The 22,432-nt window shown below is 69.8% G+C and carries 15 protein-coding genes and 1 pseudogene; 3 read left to right on the forward strand and 13 right to left on the reverse strand.

The genetic code is table 11. The features are described from left to right. The first annotated feature begins 234 nt into the window (after positions 1-234). Genes CCR97_RS18705 through CCR97_RS18715 form a run of 3 tightly spaced genes read left to right on the forward strand, consistent with a single transcriptional unit; the run spans position 235 to position 4,813 of the window. On the forward strand, positions 235-1,431 hold the full coding sequence (locus CCR97_RS18705; protein WP_111355623.1) for an efflux RND transporter periplasmic adaptor subunit: 1,197 nt from the start codon (positions 235-237) through the stop codon (positions 1,429-1,431). After that, positions 1,431-4,511, forward strand: coding sequence for an efflux RND transporter permease subunit (locus CCR97_RS18710; RefSeq protein WP_111355622.1), 3,081 nt, complete (start codon positions 1,431-1,433; stop codon positions 4,509-4,511). Before CCR97_RS18705 ends, CCR97_RS18710 begins: the two co-directional genes overlap by 1 nt. Beyond that, a complete protein-coding gene (locus CCR97_RS18715; RefSeq protein ID WP_111355621.1) occupies positions 4,508-4,813 on the forward strand; it encodes a DUF3240 family protein in 306 nt (101 codons plus the stop codon). Before CCR97_RS18710 ends, CCR97_RS18715 begins: the two co-directional genes overlap by 4 nt. Here CCR97_RS18715 and CCR97_RS18720 read toward each other — a convergent pair whose 3' ends face one another. The 13 genes and pseudogenes from CCR97_RS18720 to CCR97_RS18780 all read right to left on the reverse strand — a co-directional run. Further along, positions 4,814-5,731 carry a hypothetical protein gene (locus CCR97_RS18720; RefSeq protein ID WP_111355620.1) on the reverse strand — a complete coding sequence of 306 codons (918 nt, stop codon included), beginning with the start codon at positions 5,729-5,731 and terminating at the stop codon, positions 4,814-4,816. It lies immediately after the preceding gene. A gap of 194 nt (positions 5,732-5,925) precedes the next feature. Further along, entirely contained in the window at positions 5,926-6,777 is an 852-nt protein-coding gene (locus CCR97_RS18725) for a metal ABC transporter permease (protein WP_111355619.1), read from the reverse strand. Positions 6,778-6,779: 2 nt separating this feature from the next. After that, positions 6,780-7,649 (reverse strand): metal ABC transporter permease, encoded by an 870-nt coding sequence (locus CCR97_RS18730; RefSeq protein ID WP_111355618.1) that lies wholly within the window; start codon positions 7,647-7,649, stop codon positions 6,780-6,782. A 1-nt stretch (position 7,650) separates the two neighbouring features. Beyond that, positions 7,651-8,523 carry a manganese/iron ABC transporter ATP-binding protein gene (locus CCR97_RS18735; protein WP_146618650.1) on the reverse strand — a complete coding sequence of 291 codons (873 nt, stop codon included), beginning with the start codon at positions 8,521-8,523 and terminating at the stop codon, positions 7,651-7,653. Between the two features lie 61 nt (positions 8,524-8,584). Next, entirely contained in the window at positions 8,585-9,430 is an 846-nt protein-coding gene (locus CCR97_RS18740) for a metal ABC transporter substrate-binding protein (protein WP_244670553.1), read from the reverse strand. A gap of 462 nt (positions 9,431-9,892) precedes the next feature. Then, positions 9,893-13,030 carry an efflux RND transporter permease subunit gene (locus tag CCR97_RS18745; RefSeq protein WP_111355615.1) on the reverse strand — a complete coding sequence of 1,046 codons (3,138 nt, stop codon included), beginning with the start codon at positions 13,028-13,030 and terminating at the stop codon, positions 9,893-9,895. A 198-nt stretch (positions 13,031-13,228) separates the two neighbouring features. Further along, positions 13,229-16,387, reverse strand: coding sequence for an efflux RND transporter permease subunit (locus CCR97_RS18750; protein WP_111359743.1), 3,159 nt, complete (start codon positions 16,385-16,387; stop codon positions 13,229-13,231). Beyond that, on the reverse strand, positions 16,384-17,817 hold the full coding sequence (locus CCR97_RS18755) for an efflux RND transporter periplasmic adaptor subunit (protein WP_338049105.1): 1,434 nt from the start codon (positions 17,815-17,817) through the stop codon (positions 16,384-16,386). The genes CCR97_RS18750 and CCR97_RS18755 overlap by 4 nt, the downstream gene beginning before the upstream one ends. Continuing rightward, the gene (locus CCR97_RS18760) at positions 17,814-19,286 is read right to left on the reverse strand and encodes an efflux transporter outer membrane subunit (RefSeq protein ID WP_111359798.1); all 1,473 of its coding nucleotides are present in this window, start codon (positions 19,284-19,286) and stop codon (positions 17,814-17,816) included. The genes CCR97_RS18755 and CCR97_RS18760 overlap by 4 nt, the downstream gene beginning before the upstream one ends. Positions 19,287-19,712: 426 nt before the next feature. After that, a complete protein-coding gene (bfr, locus tag CCR97_RS18765) occupies positions 19,713-20,195 on the reverse strand; it encodes a bacterioferritin (RefSeq protein WP_111359799.1) in 483 nt (160 codons plus the stop codon). A gap of 423 nt (positions 20,196-20,618) precedes the next feature. Continuing rightward, positions 20,619-20,849 (reverse strand): annotated as a pseudogene (locus CCR97_RS32335) ((2Fe-2S)-binding protein); the annotation flags it as partial. Positions 20,850-21,261: 412 nt separating this feature from the next. Further along, positions 21,262-21,741, reverse strand: coding sequence for a DUF6790 family protein (locus CCR97_RS18775; protein WP_111359801.1), 480 nt, complete (start codon positions 21,739-21,741; stop codon positions 21,262-21,264). Positions 21,742-21,825: 84 nt separating this feature from the next. Beyond that, a partial coding sequence (locus CCR97_RS18780) for a TonB family protein (RefSeq protein ID WP_201159755.1) occupies positions 21,826-22,432 on the reverse strand: 607 nt, incomplete at its 5' end.

Here is a 22,432-nt window from a genome sequence, read left to right on the forward strand (position 1 = left end):
TCACGTTCGTCGACCGACGAATCCCCAATCTCGGGATAGAGCGAGTTTATGACAAATGAGCAAATCTCGATCCACCCGCGACGGCCGGCGCCGGTGCGGCCGTCTTTCCGCGGGGGAGTGTGGATTTCGGGCCGCGATCGGGCCGTCCGGCGGTGCGTGTCGCCTTCCCGCCGTCAGCTTCGTATCAGCGGCGCCGGGCCATGACGTGGCGGGTACCAACCTGGATAGCCGCTCATGCCTGTGTCGCACCGTCCGCCCCTGACGCCCGCGTTCGGCCGCCCGTTCCGTCGGCCGTCCGGGGGAACGGGCGGGCACCCGCGCGGCGCGCTCCGGCTCGCCGGCGTCGTCCTCGCCCTCGTGGTCTTGGGACTCGGGGCTGACCCGGCCCGCGCCGCCGAGGCGCTCGCCGTCACGGCCGCGCAGGCCGAGCGGGTGGGCATCGAGACCGCCCGCATCGAGGAACGGCCGGCGACCGCGGGCCTGCGCTTCCCGGCCCGGGTGATCGTCCCGCCCAACCGCAGCCGCGTCCTCAACGCGCCGCTCGGTGGCCGCATCGAGACCATGACGGCGACCCTCGACCAGGCGGTCCGCGCCGGCACGGTGCTGGCCGAGTTGCAGAGCCCGGCGCTCGCCAAGGCGCAGGCCGACTTCCTCGTCGCCAACGGCAAGGAGCAGCTCCTGCGCGAGACCTTCGAGCGCGAGCAGTCGCTGTCGCCCTACGGCGCCGTGCCGCGCAAGCAGGTGGTCCAGACCGGCAGCGAGTACGCCCAGGCCCGTGCCACCACGGCCGAGCACCGGCAGGCCCTGCGCCACTACGGCATGAGCGAGGCCGCGATCGACCGGCTCGTCGCCGGCCAGACGCTCGATCCGCGCCTCATCGTGACGGCGCCCGTCGAGGGTACCGTGATCGAGACCATGGCGGCGCCGGGCCAGACCGTCGAGGCGCTGGCGCCGCTCTATCGCCTCGCCCAGCTCGATCCGCTGTGGATCGAGATCCAGGTGCCGGCCGGACGCGCCGAGAAGATCGCGGTCGACGCCGCGGTGACGATCGAGGGGTTCGACGTCGCCGGCCGGGTGGTGTCGATCGGCACGACCGTCGACCCGACCTCGCAGACCGTCGCGGTGCGGGCGGAATGCAGCCGCGCCTGCAGCCGGTTGCGACCCGGCCTCGTGGTCGAGGCCGTCATCGTGCCGGCCAACGGCAGCGCGGCCGAGTGGCGGGTCCGCAACGGCGCCGTCGTCCGCCGCGGCGACGACGCCTTCGTGTTCGTGCAGACCGACGACGGCTTCGTCCCGATGCCCGTGACGGTGCACGAGGAGATGCCGGACTTCGCCGTGGTGAGCGGCGACTTCCATGGCGGCGAGCGTGTCGTCGTGCGGGGCATCGCCGCGCTCAAGGGCACGTGGCAGGGCCTCGGAGGGGTCGACTGATGCTCGACCGTCTGGTGGAGTTCTCGCTGGCGCACCGCCTGCTCGTCGTGCTCGCCACGCTGCTGCTGGTCGGCGCCGGCGCCTGGGCGTTCGCCCAGCTCCCGATCGATGCGTTTCCGGACGTCTCGCCCGTTCAGGTCAAGATCATCGCCAAGGCACCCGGGATGACACCCGAGGAGGTGGAGACGCGCGTCACCGCACCGCTCGAGCTCGAACTGCTCGGTATCCCCAACAAGAAGATCCTGCGCTCGGTCACCAAATACGCGCTGGCCGACGTGACGATCGACTTCGAGGACGGCGTCGACATCTACTGGGCCCGCAACCAGGTCGCCGAGCGCCTCGCCGGCGTCGTCAAGGACATGCCGCCCGGCGTCACGGCGGGGCTCGCGCCGATCACTACGCCGCTCGGCGAGATGTTCATGTTCACGATCGAGGGCGGCACGCTGTCGCTCGCCGAGCGTCGCACCCTGCTCGACTGGACGATCCGCCCCGCGCTGCGCACCCTGCCGGGGGTCGCCGACGTGAACTCGCTCGGTGGCTACGTGCGCTCCTTCGAGGTCGTGCCCGACAATCTGGCGATGGCGGCCCGGGGGGTGTCGGTCGAGATGCTGCGGAAGGCGATCGAGGCCAACAACCGCAGCGGCGGCGCCGGCCGTCTGGCCGACGGCGAGGAGGTACTGCTCGTGCGGGTCGACGGCGGAGTCAAGGCGCTCGACGACCTGCGCACCATCGTGGTCACGGTGCGGGACGGCAAGCCGGTGCGAGTCGGCGATCTCGCCGAGGTGCGGATCGGCAGCATCACGCGCTACGGCGCCGTCACCCGTGACGGCGCCGACGAGGCCGTGCAGGGCCTGGTGCTGGGACTGCGCGGCGCCAACGCCCGTGACGTCGTCGGCAACGTCCGGAAAAAGCTCGCCGAGCTCGCCCCGACGCTGCCGCCCGGCGTGACCCTGCGGATCTTCTACGATCGCGGCGATCTCGTCTCGCGTGCCGTGGGGACGGTGTCGCGCTCGCTGATAGAGGCGATCGTGCTGGTCGTCGTGCTGCTGGTGCTGTTCCTCGGCGACTGGCGCGCCGCCCTCGTCGTCTCGGTGACGCTGCCGCTGTCGGCGCTCGCGACCTTCGTCCTGATGCGGCAGGTCGGCATGTCGGCCAACCTGATGAGTCTCGGCGGGCTGGCGATCGCCATCGGGATGCTGATCGACGCCTCGGTCGTCGTGGTCGAGAACATCGTGGCGCATCTGGCGCACGACCGGCACCACGGCCGCGTGCCGTTCCTGCACCGAATCTTCCACGCCATGCAGGAGGTCGCCGTGCCGGTGACGTCCGGCATCGCCGTGATCGTCATCGTGTTCCTTCCGCTCCTGTCGCTCCAGGGTCTGGAGGGCAAGCTGTTCATCCCGGTGGCGCTGGCCATCGTGTTCGCGCTCACCAGCTCGCTCTTGATCGCGCTGACCGCGATTCCCGTACTCGCCTCGCTGCTGCTGAAGCCCGGCGGCCACGGCGACACCTGGCTGGTGCGCCGCATCGGCGCCGCTTACGCCCCGTTGCTCGACTTCGCGCTCCGCCGCGAGAAGACCGTGCTGGCCGTCGCCGTCGTCGCCTTCGTCGCCACCGGTTTTGCCTACGCCCAGCTCGGTAAGACCTTCATGCCGGTGATGGAGGAAGGCTCGCCGATCGTCAGCGTCGAGAAGCTGCCGTCGATCGGCCTGGAGCAGAGCCTCGCGCTCGACCTCCGCATCCAGAAGGCGATCATGACGGACGTGCCGGAGGTGACCGGCATCGTCGCCCGCACCGGATCGGACGAGCTCGGCCTCGATCCGATGGGCCTCAACCAGACCGACACCTATCTGTTGTTGAAGCCGCCGGAGGACTGGCGCCGGCCCGGCGACAAGGAGTGGCTGATCGGCGAGCTGCGCAAGGCGCTCGCCCAGCTCCCCGGCATCGGCTTCAGCTTCACCCAGCCGATCGAGATGCGGGTGCAGGAGATGATCATCGGGGCGCGCGGCGACGTCGTCGTGAAGATCTTCGGCCCCGAGATCGACACCCTCAACCACCTCGCCGAGGAGATCACCGGCGTGCTGCGCGGCGTCGCCGGCAGCCAGGACGTGCGCACCACGCTCAACACCGGCAGCCAGTATCTGGGCGCCCGCATCGACCGGCTGCGGGCCGGACGGCTCGGCCTCGACGTCGACGGCCTGACCGAGGCGCTGCGCACCCAGATCGAGGGCAAGACGCTCGGCGTCGTCGTCGAGGACGGCCGGCGCACGCCCGTGCTGCTGCGCGGCACCGATTCGCTGCGCGAGCAGCCCGCCCGCTTCGCCGATCTCAGCCTGGTCCTCGACGACGGCAAGGCGGTGCCGCTCACCAGCGTGGCGAAGCTCAAGCGGGTCGACGGGCCAGTGAAGATCGACCGCGAGAACGGCCGCCGTCTCGCGCTGGTACAGAGCAATGTCGGCGGGCGCGATCTCGTCGGCTTCGTCGACGAGGCGAAGCAGACCGTCGCCGACAAGGTGCCGCTGCCGGACGGCTACACGCTCGTCTGGGGCGGCCAGTTCGAGAACCAGCAGCGCGCCGCCGCCCGGCTCGCCATCGTGGTGCCGCTCGCGCTGGTGCTGATCTTCCTGTTGCTGTTCGCCACCTTCGTCTCGGTGCGCCAGGCGCTGCTGGTGTTCGTCAACATCCCGTTCGCGCTGGTCGGCGGCGTGTTCAGCCTGCTCGTCTCGGGCGAGTACCTGTCGGTGCCGGCGTCGATCGGCTTCATCGCGCTGCTCGGCATCGCGGTCCTCAACGGGCTCGTGCTGGTGTCGTGCTTCAACCAGCTCCGCGACGAGGGTCTGCCCGTCGCGGAGATCGTCGTCACCGGGGCGCGCCGCCGGCTGCGGCCGATCCTGCTGACCGCCAGCATCACGGCCTTCGGGCTGGTGCCGCTGCTGTTCGCCCAGGGCCCGGGATCCGACGTGCAGCGGCCGCTCGCCATCGTGGTGATCGGCGGGTTGGTCAGCTCGACCGCCCTCACCCTGCTGATCCTGCCGATCCTCTATCGCCGCTTCGGCCTGCCGAAGGTGTCGCCGGCATGACCCTGACGTCGCTCGTCCTCCAGATCCCGGCCGCCCTGGAGGAAGCCGTGATCGACGTGATGCTCGATCACGAGGCGGCCGCGCGGGCCGGCTTCGTGTCGCGCGACGTGCGGTTCCACGGCGACGCCGCCATCTATCACAGCGTCATCGAGCAGATCCGCGGCCACACGCGCGTCGTCGAGATCACCGTGACGCTGCCGGAGCCGGCGATCCGCGAGCTCCTGGCGACGCTCGCGGCGGAGCTGCCCGGGCGCGGGCTCGCCTGGAAGATCGTGCCGATCATCGAGACCGGCACGATCTGATCAGAAGTGCGACGTCAGGCGCAACAGAATCTGGTTCTTCTCGTAATTGGTGAGATCGAGCGATCGCGGATCGCCGACCGCCTTGCCGGCGACCTGATAGTTCCAGGTGCCGGACAGGCCGATCGTCTTGGACAGCATCATGTGGAAGGTCGGGCCGACATAGAGCGCCTCGCCTTTGAAGTCGGAGAGGCCGAGCGTCCCGTAGGAGCGCAGATACCGGGTCTCGATGCCGATCAGGGTGAGCGGCCGGAACTGATACGACAGCGCGCCGTGGATCGCCCACTCGGAATCACGCTCCCAGTCGCGGGTGCCGAGCTCGCGCGAGGTGCCGCCCGACCAGCCGACATTGACGGCCCCGAATAGTTTGTCCTTGACGATCTCCTTGTCCATCAGGAGCGAGAGCACCGTGCCCCACGCCTCGGTGCGCCGTCCCGAGGTCGGATCGACGCCGGCCCAGCCGGGCTCGAGGTTGACCGTGAGGCCGAACGGGTCCCTGTGCCGGTCGAGCACCTTGTAGCGCATCTCGACGGACGCCTCGTGGAGATTCGCCTCGCTCAGATTGTCGAGACCCTCGACGCCGCGGATTCGGTGCGAGCCGAACGTGAAGCCCGGCGCCACCCGGAAGTTGTCCGTCACCGTGTACTTGAAGTGGGTGTGGGTGGCGGTCGAGAAATAGGTCCCGTAGCGCTTGGCGATGCCCGAGAAGGTCTCGAGCTCCATCTCGAAGTCACCCTTCTCGCCGATGTCGGAGCCCATCGTGATGCCGAAGATGTGCTCGGTATCGAGGCCGTCGCCGTGAGACGGCTCGGAGGCGCCGGCCGGACCGCCGAGCGCGACGGTCGCTCCGAACAGGACGGCAGCGAGCAGGCTGCGCCGAGGCGACGAGAAACGCGCGACCGCGCGACGATCCGGTGTCATGACAAACCCCCTTTGGCCACCCCCGCGGCCGCAATGGCCGCACCGTGCAGTTGCAAGTCGTTCGCGTCAAGTAAGTTTGACAACGAATTCAATATGTTAGAACAGTTCGAAACTGCACTTCACGCTCTCTCGCAAGCCCTTGCGAGGCATTGTTGCCGAACCGCAACGCCGCCTGAATGTTTGGCCGCGGCGCATCAGCCCGCCTCGACCGGGCGGGCGCGGCGCGCCAGCACGCCGTGGCGGGGCGCGAACAGGAAGGCGAGCCCGAACAGGGCGGCCTGCGTCAGCACGATGCAGGCACCGGGGGCGCCGTCGATGTGGAAGCTCGCCAGCGTGCCGACCACGGCCGAGGTCACGGCGCTCGCGGTGGCGATCGCGAGCATGCGGCCGAACCGGTCGGTGAGCAGATAGGCGGTGGCGCCCGGCGCGATCAGCATGGCGATCACCAGGATGATGCCGACCGCCTTCAGCGCCGCGACGATGGTGAGGGCGAGCAGCACCAGGAGGCCGTAGTGCAAGAGGCGCACCGGCAGTCCGATGGTCCGGGCGTGGCCCGGATCGAAGCAGTAGAGGAGGAGGTCGCGGCGGAACGCCAGCACGACGAGAAGCGTGCCGCCGGCCACCACGGCGGTCTCGATCACGTCTTGCGCCGTCACGCCGAGCACGTTGCCGAACAGGATGTGATCGAGATGCTGGTCGGTGTCGACCCAGGTGAACAGCACCAGCCCGAGGCCGAACATGCCGGAGAACACGATGCCCATCACGGTGTCCTCCTTCACCCGGCTGTTCTCCTTCAGGTAGCCGGTGAGGAGCGCGCAACCGAGCCCGGCCGCGAAGGCGCCGAGCGCGAGCGGCAGGCCGGCGACGTGGGCGAGCACGATGCCGGGCAGCACGGCGTGGGAGATCGCGTCGCCCATCAGCGACCAGCCCTTGAGCACCAGGAAGCACGACAGCACCGCGCAGACCGCACCGACCAGCACGGCGACAACGAGCGCCCGTTGCATGAACGGGTAGGCGAGCGGGCCGGAGATCCAGTCGAGGAGCATGCTCACGACACCGCCTCCAGGGTCGCGGCGCGGCGGCGGCGCGCGGCCAAGAGGCCGTGCTTCGGCGCGAGCACGAAGGCGGCGAGGAAGACGAGCGTCTGCAGCGTGACGATGACGCCGCCCGTCGCCCCGTCGAGGAAGTAGCTGAGATAGGCGCCGACCGCGCTGGTCGTCACGCCGAGCGCGACGCTGATCGCGATCAGCCGGCCGAACCGGTCGGTGAGCAGATAGGCGGTGGCGCCCGGCGTCACCACCATGGCGATGACCAGGCAGGCGCCGACCGCCTGCAGGGCCGCCACCGTGCAGGCGCTGAGCAGGGTGAAGAACACGATCTTCAGCGCGCCGACCCGGATGCCGATCGAGCGGGCATGCGCCTCGTCGAAGAACGTCACCATCATGTCCTTCCAGACGACCGCCATCACGAGAAGCGAAACGCCGGCGATGATCACGATCTGCACCACGTCCTCGTCGGCGATGGCGAGGATGTTGCCGAGCACGATGGTCTGGATGCTCACCGCGGTCGGCCGCAGCGAGGCGATCAGGAGGCCTGCCGCGAACAGCGTGGTGAAGACGAGGCCGATGACGGCATCCTCGCGCAGCCGCGACTTCTGCCGCACCACCACCATGGCGAGCGAGGCGAGGAGGCCGGCCGCGAAGGCGCCGGCCGCGAAGGGCGCCCCGACGATCGCCGCGACCGCGACGCCCGGGACGATCGAGTGCCCCAGCGCGTCGCCCATCAGCGACCAGCCCTTGAGCATCAGATAGCTGGAGAGGACCGCGCAGGTGCCGCCGACGAGTGCGCTGACCCACATGGCCTTGCGCATGTACTCGTAGCCGAACGGGACGAGCAGCTCGGCGACAAGCGTGTCCATGTCAGCCCCGGGTCTCGGAGTCGTCGCGGGCGCTGTCGCCGTAGAACACCAGCGGCCGCTCGTCGTCGGTCAGCACAGTCAGGCTGCGGCGCTCGGCGTCCTCGTGCAGGGCAGGGCCGCCCAGGCTGAAGTTCCGCAGCGCGCCCCCGAACGTGCGCTCGAGATTCGCGCGGGTGAACACGGCCGCGGTCGGTCCGGCGGCCAGCACGGTGCGGTCGAGCAGCACGACCTGATCACAATAGTCCGGGACGCTGCCGAGATCGTGGGTCGACACCAGCATCACCTGGCCGGCGTCGCGCAGCTCGCGCAGGAGCGCGACGATCGCCGCCTCGGTGGTCACGTCGACTCCCGTGAACGGCTCGTCGAGCAGGATGATGCGGCCCTCCTGGGCGAGCGCACGGGCGAGGAAGACGCGCTTCTTCTGCCCGCCCGAGAGCTCGCCGATCTGGCGCTTGCGGAACGCCGTCATGCCGACCCGCTCCAGCGCTTCGTCGACCTTGCGGCGGTCCTCGCGCGAGGCGATGCGGAACAGGTTCATGTGGCCGTAGCGGCCCATCATCACCACGTCCTCGACCAGGACCGGAAAATTCCAGTCGACGTCCTCGCTCTGCGGCACATAGGCGACGATGTTCCGCTTCAGCGCCGTCTCGACCGGCAGGCCGGCGAGCCGCACCCGGCCGACGGAGGGCCGCACGAAGCCCATGATCGCCTTGAACAGCGTCGACTTGCCGGAGCCGTTGACACCGACCAGCGCGCAGATGGTGCCGGGATCGAGCGCGAAGGAGGCGTCGCGCACCGCCGTCAGCCCGTTCGGATAGGTGACCGAGACGCGGTCGACCAGGATGCCGTCCCGGCCCGCCACCGTGGTCGGCATCTCTGACGCCGCCACGATCGTGCGCGGAGCCGTCATCGGGGCATGCATGTGCGGACCCCGATCATTGCCCGAACCCCTTGGCGATGGTTTCGACCGTGACCTTCAGGAGATCCAGATAGGTCGGCACCGGCCCGCCGGCGGCGCTCAGCGAGTCGACATAGAGGACGCCGCCGTAGCGCGCCCCGGTCTCGCGGGCGACCTGCCTGGCCGGCTTGTCCGAGATGGTGCTCTCCGAGAAGACGACCGGGATCTTGTCGGCACGCACGAGGTCGATGACCTTGCGGACCTGGCGCGGCGTGCCCTGCTCGTCGGCGTTGATGGGCCACAGATAGGCCTCGCGCAGCCCATAGTCGCGCGCCAGATACGAGAACGCGCCCTCGCTCGTCACCAGCCAGCGCTGCTGCTCGGGTATCGCGGCGAGCCGCGCCCGCAGCGGGGCGTCGAGCGCCTTGATCTGCTCCGCATAGGCCGTAGCATTGCGGGCATAGGCCTCGGCATTGGCCGGATCGCGCGCCGCGAGCGCCTTGCGGATGTTCTCGACATAGACGAGCGCATTGGTCGGCGACATCCAGGCATGCGGGTTGGGCTTGCCCGTGTAGGGCCCCTCGCGGATGCCGAGCGGGGTTATGCCCTCGGTGACGACGACGCTCGGCACCTCGCGCACATTCGCGAGGAACTTCTCGAACCAGCGCTCGAGGTTGAAGCCGTTCCACAGGACGAGGTCGGCGCCCTGCGCCCGCACGATGTCCTGCGGGGTGGGCTGATAGTCGTGGATCTCGGCGCCCGGCTTGGTGATCGACTCGACCACGGCGCGGTCGCCGGCGACGTTCTTGGCGATGTCGGCGATCACCGTGAAGGTGGTGACGACCTTCAGGGGCGTGCCGGCCGGGCGATCCGGCCCGGCCATGCGCGGCTGGACTTGCGCCGCGGCCGAGCCGACGGAAAACGTCATCGCGACCAGGGCCGCGAGCCAAAGACGGTGCGCCAGCCGGCGGCCGGTCGTCATCCTGCTTGTCCTCCCGCGGCATTCCCCGCCGCCAGTCCGCAATTGCGAATTATTTGCAAAACAAGATGGGGCCGTCGAGCGCGGCTGTCAACACGCGTTGCAAACGGTTTGCAGGTAGGGCAGCGGCAGGGTGTCGCGGGGAAGTCGCCGGATAACGCGCGCCGCGGCGTGTCCCGGACGCGGGGCATCTCACCGCGAGCCTGGGCCCAAGGCGATTCAGAGAAGCTCGGCTCTGATGTTCTGGTCACGGCTTCCGCTCGTTCCCGCGCAGGCGGGAGCCCAGGGGCGTCACGACGTGTGGCTCTGGATCCCCGCCTTCGCGGGGATGAGCGGAGTGTGGGGCACGCGCTCGGGTGGGCGGGCCTACTCGGCCGGCACCGGCCGCGCCGCGTCGCCCGGGCCGGCCGCCCGGCCGCCGTCGCGTCCCGCCTGGCCCTTGCCCCACCAGCGGCGGTGCAGGCGGTCGAGCAGCAGATAGATCACCGGCGTCGTGTAGAGGGTGAGCACCTGCGACACGACGAGCCCGCCCATGATGGTGATGCCGAGCGGGCGGCGCAGCTCCGAGCCGGGGCCGGTGGCGAGCACCAGCGGCAGCGCGCCGAGCAGCGCCGCGAACGTGGTCATCAGGATCGGCCGGAACCGCACCACGCAGGCCTCGTGCACGGCCTGCGCCGGGGTGAGCCCGCGCGAGCGCTCGGCCTCCAGGGCGAAGTCGACCAGCATGATGCCGTTCTTCTTGACGATGCCGATCAAGAGGATGATCCCGATGAAGGCGATCACGGTCAGCTCGGCCTTGAACATGTTGAGGGCCAGGAGCGCGCCGAGCCCGGCCGAGGGCAGCGTCGAGATGATGGTCAGCGGGTGGGCGAGGCTCTCGTAGAGCACGCCGAGCACGATGTAGACGGCGAGCAGCGCGGCGAGCAGCAGGAGCGGCTGGGCGCCGGCGCTCTGGGCGAAGTTCTTGGCGTCGCCGGCGAAGTCGGTGCGGATCGAGTCGGGCAGGTGCATCTCGTCGACCGCCTTGCGGATCTCCGCCGTGGCGGTGGCGAGCGGCATGTCTCCGGTCAGGTTGTACGTGATGGTGACGGCCGGGAACGGCCCCTGGTGATTGATGACGAGCGGTGCGAGCCCGCGCTCGAAGCGCGCCACCGCCGAGAGCGGCACCTGCGTGCCCTTGCTGGCCTGCACGTAGACGCGGTCGAGGTCGGACGGGTCGCGCTGCCAGCGCGGATCGATCTCCAGCACCACCCGGTACTGGTTGCGCTGGGTGAAGATGGTCGAGACCTGACGCTGCGAGAAGGCGTTGTTGAGCGCGTCGCTGATCTCCTGCACGTCGACGCCGAGGCGCGCCGCGGCGACGCGGTCGATCACCACGTCGGCCTGCAGGCCGCCCTGCTCGCGGTCGGTCGACACGTCGATGACGCCCGGCACCTTGCCGATGCGCTCCTGCACCTTCGGCACCCAGGCCTGCAGCTCGTCGAAGTTCGGGCTCCACAACGTGAACTGATACTGCGAGCGGCTGGAGCGCCCGCCGACCCGCACGTCGGACGCCGGGAACATGAAGACGCGCACGCCCGGGATGCCCATCAGCTTGCCGCGCAGGCGATCGACGACGCGCTGCGCCGTCACGCCGCGCTCGGCGAGCGGCTTCAGGCTGATGAACAGCCGGCCGTTGTTGACCGAACCGCTCCAGCCGGAGCCGCCGACCGACGAGCCGACGCCCGACACGGCCGGGTCAGACAGCACGATCTCGGTCGCCCGCTGCTGGAGCTGCAGCATCTCCTGATACGAGACGTCGGTCGCCGCGACCACGCCGCCGAAGATCAGGTTGGTGTCGTCCTGCGGGATGAAGCCCTTCGGCGTGACGACGTAGAGATAGACGGTCAGCCCGATGGTGAGGAGGAGCGACAGCACCGCCATGAAGCGATGGCGCAGCACCACGTCGAGGCTCTTGGCATAGGCCCGCACCAGGGCGCCGAGGACGCCGTCGACGATCCGGTCGAACCGCCCGCTGTGTCCCGGCGCGCGCTTGACGAAATGCGCGCAGATCATCGGAGTGACCGACAGCGACACGACGGTCGACACCACGATGGCGGCGGCGAGCGTCATCGAGAACTCGCGCAGGAACCGCCCGACGATGCCGCCCATGAACAGGATCGGGATGAAGGCGGCGATCAGCGACAGGCTGATCGAGATCACCGTGAAGCCGATCTGGCGGGCGCCCTCGCGCGCCGCCTGCAGCGGCGTCAGCCCCTTCTCCAGGTTGCGGAAGGCGTTCTCGATCATCACGATGGCGTCGTCGACGACGAAGCCGACCGAGACGATCAGGGCCATCAGCGAGAGATTGTTGATCGAGTAGCCGAGCGCCCACATCACGGCGCAGGTTCCGGCGAGCGACAGCGGCACCGTGATGCCGGCCGCGACCGTCGCGGCGCCTTGGCGCAGGAACACGTAGACGACCAGCATCACCAGCACGATGGTCGCCGCGAGCGTGAACTTCATGTGCTGCACGCTCGCCCGGATCGTCTCGGTGCGATCGGTCAGGACCGAGATCTCGAGATCGGCCGGGATCCAGCGCTGCAGCTCGGGGATCAGCGCCCGGATGCGGTCCACCATCGTGATCACGTTGGCGTCGGCCTGCTTGGTGATGATCAGCAGCACCGAGGGGTCGCGGTTGAACCAGGCGGCCGAGCGGCTGTTGCGGGTGCTCTCGTCGACGGTGGCGATCGCGCCGAGCCGCACCACGGCGCCGTCCCTCGCCCGGACCACGATGTTCTCGTAGTCACGCACCGCGCGGAGCTGGCCGTTGGTGCCGATCGTTTCGCCGAGCCGGTCGCCGTCGAAGGTGCCGAGCGGGCCGGTCGCGTTGGCGTCGACGATCGCCTTGCGCACGTCCTCCAGGGCCAGCCCCATGGCGGCGATCGCGCCGGGATCGACCCGCACCCTTATCGCCGGCTGCTCGGCGCCCGAGACCGACACCTCGGCGACGCCGTCGACCTGGGCGATGCGCTGGGCGATCACCGTGTCGGCGACGTCGTAGACGGCGCTCGGCCGCATCGTCTTGGAGGTGAGCGCCAGGATGAGGGCGGGCGCCGCCGCCGGGTTCATCTTGCGGAAGGTCGGCCGCGCCGGCAGGTCGCCGGGCAGATCCGAGAGCGCCGCGTTGATGGCGGCCTGGACGTCGCGCGCCGCCCCGTCGACGTTCCGCGACAGGTCGAACTGGGCGACGATCGAGGTCGAGCCGAGCGACGAGGTCGAGGTCAGCTCGGTGACGCCGGGGATCTCGCCGATGCGCCGCTCCAGTGGCGCCGCGACGGTCGCCGCCATGATCGCCGGGTCGGCGCCGGGCCGGCTCGCCGACACCCGGATGGTCGGCAGATCGACGGCCGGCAGGCTCGCCACCGGCAAGTTGTCGTAGGCGACGAGACCGACGAGGAACAGCCCGATGGCGAGCAGCGTCGTCGCGATCGGTCGTGCGATGAACGGGCCGGAGAAGTTCATGGCGGGGCCCTCTTACCCTCTCCCTGAGGGAGAGGGTCGGGGCGCGCCCCAGGCGCGCACCGGGGTGAGGGTTTACGGCGCCGATGGAGGCCTCCGCACCCCCTCACCCGGATCTCGCGCGACCGCGCGAGATCCGACCTCTCCCCGCTGGGGAGAGGTGAACCAAGGGCCGCGCCCGCGTGCCGCTGCGTCATCACCCTACTCCGCCGGCCGGGGGAGCGCGGGGCCGGCGATGCGGGCGCGCAGGCGTTCCATCCAGAGGTAGATCACGGGCGTCGTGTAGAGCGTCAGGACCTGGCTCAGCAGCAAGCCGCCGATGATGGTGATGCCGAGCGGGAAGCGCAGCTCCGAGCCGGTGCCGCTCTCCACCGCCAGCGGCAGCGCGCCGAACAGCGCCGCGAGCGTCGTCATCATGATCGGGCGGAAACGCAAGAGGCACGCCTTCACGATGGCATCGCGCGGCGACAAGCCCTCGCCGCGCTCGGCCTCGAGGGCGAAGTCGATCATCATGATGGCGTTCTTCTTGACGATGCCCATCAGCAGGATGATGCCGATCAGCGCGATGACCGAGAGATCCTGCCCGAACAGCATCAGCGCCAGCAGCGCGCCGACGCCGGCCGAGGGCAGCGTCGAGAGGATGGTCAGCGGGTGGATGTAGCTCTCGTAGAGCACGCCCAGCACGATGTAGATCGCCACGACCGCCGCGAGGATCAGCCACGGCTCGCCGGCGAGCGACTTGGAGAACTCCGCCGCGTCGCCCGAATAGCTGCCGGTGATCGAGGCCGGCATGCCGATCGCCTGCTCGGCCACCGTGACGGCGGCGACCGCATCCGACAGCGAGGCGCCGGCGGCGAGGTTGAAGCTGATGGTGGCGGCCGGGAACTGCGCCTCGTGCATGATGGCGAGCGGCGCCGTGGTGCGTTCCAGCGTCGCCACCGCCGAGAGCGGCACCAGGTTCGTGGAGATCGACGGCGCCGTCGAGGTCGCCGAGGTCGAGCTCGTGACCGACGTCGTCGCCGCGGACGAACCGACGGGCAGGAAAAGCTTGGAGAGCGTCGACGGGTCGGTCTGGTACTCGGGCTTGGCCTCGAGGATCACCCGGTACTGGTTGGCCTGACCGTAGATGGTCGAGATCTGGCGCTGGCCGAAGGCGTCGTAGAGCGTGTCGTTGATCGACTGCATCGGCACGCCGAGCCGGCCGGCCGCCTCGCGATCGATGCGCACGAACAGCCGCAGGCCGCCGTCCTGCGCCTCGGAGGCGACGTCCTGCACGCGGTGGTCCTGGCGGAGCTGCGCGACCAGCTTGTCGGCCCAGCTCGACACGTCGGCCGAGTCGACGCCGGTCAGTGTGTACTGGTACTGGGCGCGGCTCGCCCGCGTGCCGATCTGGATGTCCTGCACGGGCTGGAAGTAGACGACGACGCCGGGGATCGGCGCGACCTCGCGCTTCAGCCGGTCGACGATGGTGTCGACGAAATCGCTCCGCTCGCCGCGCGGCTTCAGCATCACGGCGACCCGTCCGGCGTTCGGGGTCGGGTTCATGGTCGAGACGCCGACCACCGAGACGACGCCGGTGACGTCGCCGTCGCGGCGGATCGCCGTCACGACCTGATTTTGCAGGCGCTGCATCTCGGCGAACGACACCTCGGGCCCGGCCTCGACGACGGCCGTGATCATGCTGGTGTCCTGCAGCGGCAGGAAGCCCTTGGGGATCACGATGTAGAGCCACACCGTGGCGGCGAGCGTGATCGCCGTGACGACGAGCGTCGCCACCTGCCTCTCCAGCACCCAGTCGAGGCTCCTGCGGTAGCCCTCGATGCTCGCCTCGACGACGCGATTGAAGGCCCGCCCGACCACGCCCCCGCCCGTGCCGGTGTCGCTGCGGCGCAGGAGCCGCGCGCACATCATCGGGGTGAGCGTCAGCGACACCACGGCCGAGACCACCACGGCGATGGTGAGCGTCAGCGCGAACTCGCGGAACATGCGCCCGACGATCCCGGTCATGAACAACAGCGGGATGAACACGGCGATCAGCGACACGGTCAGCGAGATCACGGTGAAGCCGATTTCGCGCGCGCCGTCGAGCGCCGCCTGCAACGGGTCCTCGCCGTCCTCGACGTGGCGGACGATGTTCTCGATCATCACGATGGCGTCGTCGATGACGAAGCCGGTGCCGATGGTCAGGGCCATCAGCGAGAGATTGTTGAGGCTGAAGCCGCAGAACCACATCACCCCGAAGGTGGCGACCAGCGACAAGGGCAGCGCGACGCCGGCGATCACGGTCGCCCGCACGCTGCGCAGGAACAGGAGCACCACCAGCACGACGAGCCCGATGGCGAGCACCAGCGTGAACTGCACGTCGCGCACCGAGGCGCGGATCGTGTCGGTGCGGTCCGACACCACCTGGAGGTCGACGCCGACCGGCATGGCGGTGCGCAGCCGCGGCAGCTCGGCCATGATGCGGCGGACCGTCTCGATCACGTTGGCGCCGGGCTGACGCTGGATGTCGATGACGACGGCGGGCTTGCCGTCGTACCAGCCGCCGACCTTGCTGTTCTCAAGCCCGTCGACGACGTCGGCGACGTCGCGCAGCAGCACCGGCGCGCCGTTGCGCCAGGCGATGATCTGGGCCCGGTAGGCTTCGGCCGCCTCGAGCTGGTCGTTCGCCGCGATCGTGTAGGACTGGTGCGCCCCGTCGAGCGAACCCTTCGGCCCCGCCACGTTGGCGTTGATGATGGTCGCGCGCAGGTCCTCCAGCGCGATGCCGTAGGCGGCGAGCCGCGCGAGATCGGCCTGGATGCGCACCGCGGGCTTGAGATTGCCCTGCACCGAGACGCGGCCGACGCCGCTCACCTCGGAGAGCCGCTGGGCGATCATGGTGTCGGCGAGGTCGCTCATCTGCCGCAGCGGGATGGTCGGCGAGGTGAGCGCGATGGTGACGATCGGCGCGTCGGCCGGGTTCACCTTCGAATAGGCCGGCGGGTAAGGCAGGTTGCGCGGCAGCGTCGAGCCGGCCGCGTTGATGGCCGACTGCACGTCCTGGGCGGCGGCGTCGATGTCGCGGTTCAGGTCGAACTGCAGGGTGATCTGGCTGACCCCGTAGGAGCTCGACGACACCATCTGGTCGAGCGCCGGGATCTGGCCGAACTGGCGCTCCAGCGGCGCCGTCACCAGAGCCGCCATGGTGTCGGCCGAAGCGCCGGGCAGCCGCGTCGTCACCTGCACGGTCGGAAAGTCGACCTGCGGCAACGAGGCGACCGGCAACAGCCAGTAGCCGAGCAGGCCGCCGAGCATCACGGCGAAGCCGAGCAGCGAGGTGGCGATCGGCCGCCGGATGAACGGCGCGGAGACGCTCATCGCACCGTGCTCCCGCCGGCTCCCTCGGTCCGCCGCGGCCGCTCCTCCGGCCGGGTCTCGGCACCCTGGCCCGCGCCGGGACCACCGGCCTGCGGTGCCGCACCCTCGGGGCGACGGCGTCCGCCGGGCGGTCCCCCTGCGGGCGGCCCGCCAGCAGGCGCACCAGCAGCCGGCGCCGCACCGCCCTCGGCCGGCGTCACGGTGACGCGCTTGCCGTCGGCGAGCTGCGAGAAGCCCGTCGTCACGACGCGATCGCCGGCCGCGACACCGCTGGCGATCACCGCGGTCGTGTCGTCCTGCTGCGTCACCGTGACGGGCGTCACGGCCACCGTGTCGCCGGGCTTCACCACATAGGCGAAGGTGCCGTTCGGGCCGCGTTGGACCGCGGCGGTCGGCACCGTCACGACCTGCTTCAGGGTGTCGACCAGCAGCTTGATGTTGACGAACTGGCCCGGCCAGAGCTGCAGGTCGGCGTTCGGGAACTCGGCGCGCAGCTTGACGGTGCCGGTGGTGGAATCCACCTGGTTGTCGATCACCTGGAGAAAGCCGCGGTCGAGCACGGTGCGATTGTCGGTGCCGAGGGCGAGCGTCTCCAGCCGGCCGCCGGCGAACGCCTTGTTGACGGCGGCGAGCTGCTGCTGCGGCAGCGTGAAGATCACCGAGATCGGTCGCACCTGGGTGATCACGACGATGCCGGTGGTGTCGGTCGCCTTCACCAGATTACCGACGTCGACGAGCCGGATGCCGGTGCGGCCCGAGATCGGCGCCACCACCTTGGTGTAGTCGAGATAGGCCTTGGTGTTGTCGATCGCGGCCTGGTCGGCGTTCACCTGCGCCTCGAGCTGGGCCACGGTGGCGCGCTGGGTGTCGGCCTGCTGCTTGGTCGCGGCGTTCGACTGGGCGAGCCGGATGTAGCGCTCGAGGTCGAGCCGCGCATTGGCGAGCTGCGCCTCGTCCTGCGCCTTCTTGGCGACCGCCTGATCATGCTGCGCCTGATAGATGGTCGGGTCGATCTCGGCGAGCACGAAGCCGCGCTCGACGTCCTGGCCCTCCTTGAAGTTGAGCTTCAGGAGCTTGCCGTCGACCTGGCTGCGCACCGTGACGATGTTGAGGGCGCGCGTCGTGCCGACCCCGTCGTAGTAGACCGGCACGTCCGCCGTCTTGGCGGTCGCCGCCAGCACCGGCACGGCCATGTCGCGGCCCATGCGGCCGCCCGGGCCGCCGCCCCGCATCATGCCGGGCGGGCCGGGCGGCGCGCCTTCGCCGCCGCCGGGCTTGAAGCCGGACTGCGTCACGATCAGCCAGGTGACGCCCGCCATCACGGCGAGCGTGATCAGATAGCCGAGAACCGTGCGACCGCGGCGGCGCGGTCGCGGCGGCGGCGGTGACGATGCCGCGCCGTCGGTCCTCTCGTCGGTTGCGCTCTTCACGCGCGGTTGCCTCCGATGCGCGGCGGCCAGCCGCCGCCCAGCGCTTGGTACAGGCTCACGGCGGCCAGCATCCGGGCCAGGCGCACCTGGACGAGCGTGTCCTGTGCCGTGAACAGGGTCTGCTGCGTGTTGAGCACCGTCACGTAGTCGACGATGCCCTCGCGCAGCCGCGATTCCGAGATGTCGAACGCCTCGCGCGCGGCCCGCACGGCCTGCGCCTGCAGGCGCTCGCGCTCGGTCTGCTGGCGCAGCGCGATCAGGGCGCGCTCGACGTCGGCGAAGCCGTTGATCACCGACTGCCGATAGGTCTGCAACAGCTCGAGCTGGCGCCCCTGGGTCTGCTCGAGCTGACCCTGCAGGTTGCCGCCGTCGAAGATCGGCTGCGTGATCGACGCGGTCGCCGTGTAGAACCAGGCGCCGGGACCGAACAGGCTCGCGAGCGCGGCGCTCTGCACGCCGTTCTGCGCCGTGAGGCCGATCGACGGGAAGAAGCTCGCCCGTGCCGCCTCGACCGAATGATTGGCGGAGACGAGGCTCGCCTCGGCGGCGCGGATGTCGGGGCGCTGGTTGATCAGGTCGGACGGCAGGCCGGGCGGGATGCGCGGCACCGCGACCGTGTCGAGCGAGCCGCCCTTGACGGCGAAGTGCTCGGGCGTACGGCCGACCAGCACGGCGAGCGTCGCGGCGTTCTGCCTTATGGTGATCTCGTAGGCCGGCAGGTTGGCCCTGACCGTCGCGGCGAGCGACTCCTGCTGCGAGACGTCGAGGCTGTTGGCCGTGCCGGCGGCGAAGCGCTCCTTGATCAGGCCGAGGATCCTGGTGGCAGCGGCGAGGTTGTTCTTGGCGATGCGCAGCCGATCCTGCGCGGCGAGGAGCTGGAAGTAGTTGGACCCGACATTCGCCATCGCGGTGAGGGCGACGGTGTCGCGGTTGAACCGCGTCGCCACCGCGTTCTCCTGCGCGGCGAGCAGGGTCGCTTTGTTCTTGCCCCAGAAGTCGAGCTCGTAGCTCGCCGTCAGATAGGTCGAGTAGGACGAGCGCTCGCTGGCGATGCCCGCCGAGGACGAGGCGGCCGAGGTGCGGGTGCGGGTCGCCTGCCCGTTGCCGGAGAGGTTCGGCAGCAGGGCCGAGCCGCTGATCCGGGCCTGCGCGTCGGCTTGTAGGATGCGGGCGACGGCGGCCGCGATGTCGAGGTTGGAGGTCTGCGCCTCCTCCATCAGCACGGTCAGCTCGCCCGACTTGAAGCCGCGCCACCAGTCGAGCGCCGGGCCGATCTCGGCGGCGCCGCGACCCTCCTTGTACTGGTGCGGGATGTCGAGGGCGAGCTCGGGCTTCTCGGTGTCGACGAAGCAGCCGCCGAGCAGCGGCGCGAGGGCGAGTGCACCGGCGAAGGTGCGGGCGAGCGCGACGGCACGCCCGGCCCGTCCGGAGCCGGGCCGTCCGGTGTCGATCTCGTCGCTGAGGTCCATGTTACGCATCGTTATCGTGGAGCGGCCCGGCCGAGGAGATCGGCTCCGGCGCCCATTGAACTGCTGCCCGTGTCGACTGTCCGGGTCGGCTCCGTTCCGGGCGATACTAGAGCCGATGGCCGGCAAGACCGTCATTACAATTACGACAGGGGCGCGGCCGTCCTTCGGAGGGCGGCGATTTGCCCGTCCGGCGTTGCCGGCGGGCGACACGCGGCCCGGTTGGGTCGCGCGTCGAACGCGAAGACTGTGTCGCGTGTGTTTCGCCGCCGCGCCGCCGCCCGAATGTGCCGGACCGCACGACCGGACCGATGCGCGCCGGCCGCAACGCAATATGGCCGAGCGAGGCCCGGCCATATCGCGAGACGGCGTGTCGATCGCGCAAACGACTCGGGGGCGCGCAGACGACCCGGAGCCGCGAGCGGGCGCTCAGTCCTCGTCGAGCTCGCCGATGTGATGCTGCGAGTAGAGTTCGACGCCGATCTTGGCGACGAGATCGAGCTGGGTCTCCAGGAAGTCAATGTGGCCTTCCTCGTCCGCCATCAGTTCCTCGAACAGGTCGCGCGACGGGAAGTCCTTGACCGTGTTGCAGTAGGCGGCGGCCTCCTGATACAGCGCGCGAGCGCCCTGCTCGGCGGCGAGGTCGGCTTCGAGAATCTCCTTCACGGACTGGCCGATCTGCAGGGGATCGAGCACCTGGAGGTTCGGGAAGCCCTCGAGGAAGAGAATACGGTCGACGAACTTGTCGGCGTGCTCCATCTCCTCGATGGATTCCTTGCGCCACTTCTTGGCGAGATCCTTGAAGCCCCAGTTGTCGAGCATCCGATAATGGAGCCAATACTGATTGATCGCCGTCAGCTCGCTGCGTAATCCCTTGTTCAGGTATTCGATGACTTTGGCGTCGCCCTTCATCCTGCGTGCTCCATTCGTGGCGGCCGAACCGCTGCCTGGCGGACCGGCGCCATGCCGCGCGTCGCGCTCCTTTGCGCGGTTCTAAACTGGTGGAACCGGGCCCTCAAAGCAAGGGCGCGAACGGCTTGAAAATCACCATCTTAATACCGGGAGTAGGTCGCCCGAAAAGCCGCCGAACGGTCAGTCAGCCGCCCCGTGGACCGGGTGGGGATGGGCGAGCTGGGCATGGCCCGACCGTGCGGCCGGGAGACGATCGGCGGTCCCGTGCGACGCGGGCTCGGCGCGCCGGACCGGGTGATCGTGCTCGTGCGCCGCCTCGACCGGAGCATGCGCATGCGGGTGCGCATGGTCGTGGTGGTGATCGTGCCCGTGGTCGTGGTCGTGGTGATGATGCCCGTGGTGATGAGGCCCGTGATCGTGCCCCTCCTCACCATGCGGGTGAGTGTGGGCCTCGTGGGCCGGGCAGCAGGCGCACTGGTTGCCGCAGGACAGCAGCGCCTGGTCCATGATCTTGCGGATCGTGCGCGCGCAGCGGCCGCATTGGGCGCTGCAGCCGAGACAGCCATAGACCTGGCTGGTGAGCCGCGTGCCGCGCTCCGCGACGACGTCGCGGATCTGGTGGTCCGACAGGACATTGCAGGAGCAGACGATCATGGCGGACGCGGCTTCCGGTACGGATGGTTCAGCGAACGCGGGCTCGCTCATTGAAATAGGGCAACTAGGACTTGATTGCAAAAGAAAAAGACTCTTTGAAATCGTTCTAATTCATGTGTTGTCCAGAAATATTCCAGTCTACAGAGCCGATTTCGAACCATCCCTACTCAATTTTTCTGCCGAGAAAGACTCCAATCTACACGTCTAACCGCCCCCGCGGTTGGCGCTTTCACATGAGATTGTCAGGAACTCGCCAAACGAAAACTGTTGCGAGACGTCCGGGAGCCCCGCGCCCGGCCGAATCCTGCAAACGCGTCGCAATTTCGTCTGATGGTTGTCTTGAAGCGGACGCGCCGCCGGCGCCGCCGCGACGCTCCGGTCGAATACGTAACCGCTGTCGCAGCAAGGATTTTTACGCACGGCGCCGAGCCACCGCGAGGAGCAGCAGGAGCGCCAGCGGGGTGGCGATGTCGGTGACGAGGATCGGCCCGGCATTGCCCGGCGCCAGGTTGCCGGCCGTCACGATGTCGCGGACATGGCCGACCGCCGCCCCGCCCAGGAAGGCCGTCATCATGAGGGCGACGGCGAGCCGCGCCTCGTATCCTCGGAACGCCGCATAAAGCCCGGCGAGCCCGATGCCGAGATTGGCGACGCCGACCTCGTACTGGAACGGGCTCGGCGTCCAGCCGATCGACGCCGCCGCCTGGGCCGGGAACGCGATGTGGCCGAGCGCCGCCCACAGCCCCATCAGGCCGACCGGAAACACGAGAATCCACCGCAGGAGGACATCGGCGGCGACGTCGGCGTGCAGCGGCCGCGGTCGGCGCAGCAGTACCACGGCGGCGACCACGAGCGCGGCGAGCCAGCTCGCCACCGGAACGATCGAGACCATGCAGGCTCCTTTCGAACGATTGTCTCGGAGGCGGGCTCTGTCCGGTCCAACAGGTCGCGCGCCGACCGGTCGACGCGGGTCGGCTCAGCGCAGGCCGAATCGGACCGGCAGCGTGAAGGACTGCGGCCGTCCGCCGGGCGGCGGCGGGAACGGCGAGGCGCGCCGCACCACCGCGACGCTCTCCTGGTCGAGATCGGCATGGCCGCTGCCCTGGGCGAGCGCCACGCCGGTCACCCGGCCGCCGCCGTCGAGGGTGAAGCGTACCCGGGCGATGCCGCCGCGCGCCTGCGCCCGCGCCTCGCCCGGATACTGCTTGAAGCGGGCGAGATGGGCGAGGACGAGGCCCGGATAGTTCGACTGCGCATCGGAGCGGCCGACCCCGATGCCGCTCGACCCGGCCGACGCGGCGACGGCCGCGACGCGGCTCTCCCTGGCCGCCGGGGCGTCCTGGCGGCGAGGTTTCGTCGCCCGCTCGGCCGGCTTGCGCGGCGCTTCGGCGCGGCGGGCCGCCGGCTTCGGGGCCGGAGGATCGGGCGGACGGACCACGGGCTCCGGGCTCGCGACGGTGTCGACGGCCGGCGCCGGGGTGGCGAGGACCGGCTCGGCCGCCGGCGGCACGTCGCGGGCGACGGTCGGGTCCGGCGGGGTCGTTGACGCCGTCGGGACCTCGGCCGGCTCCGGAGGGGCCGTG

This window comes from Rhodoplanes elegans (assembly GCF_016653355.1).
Classification (GTDB): domain Bacteria; phylum Pseudomonadota; class Alphaproteobacteria; order Rhizobiales; family Xanthobacteraceae; genus Rhodoplanes; species Rhodoplanes elegans.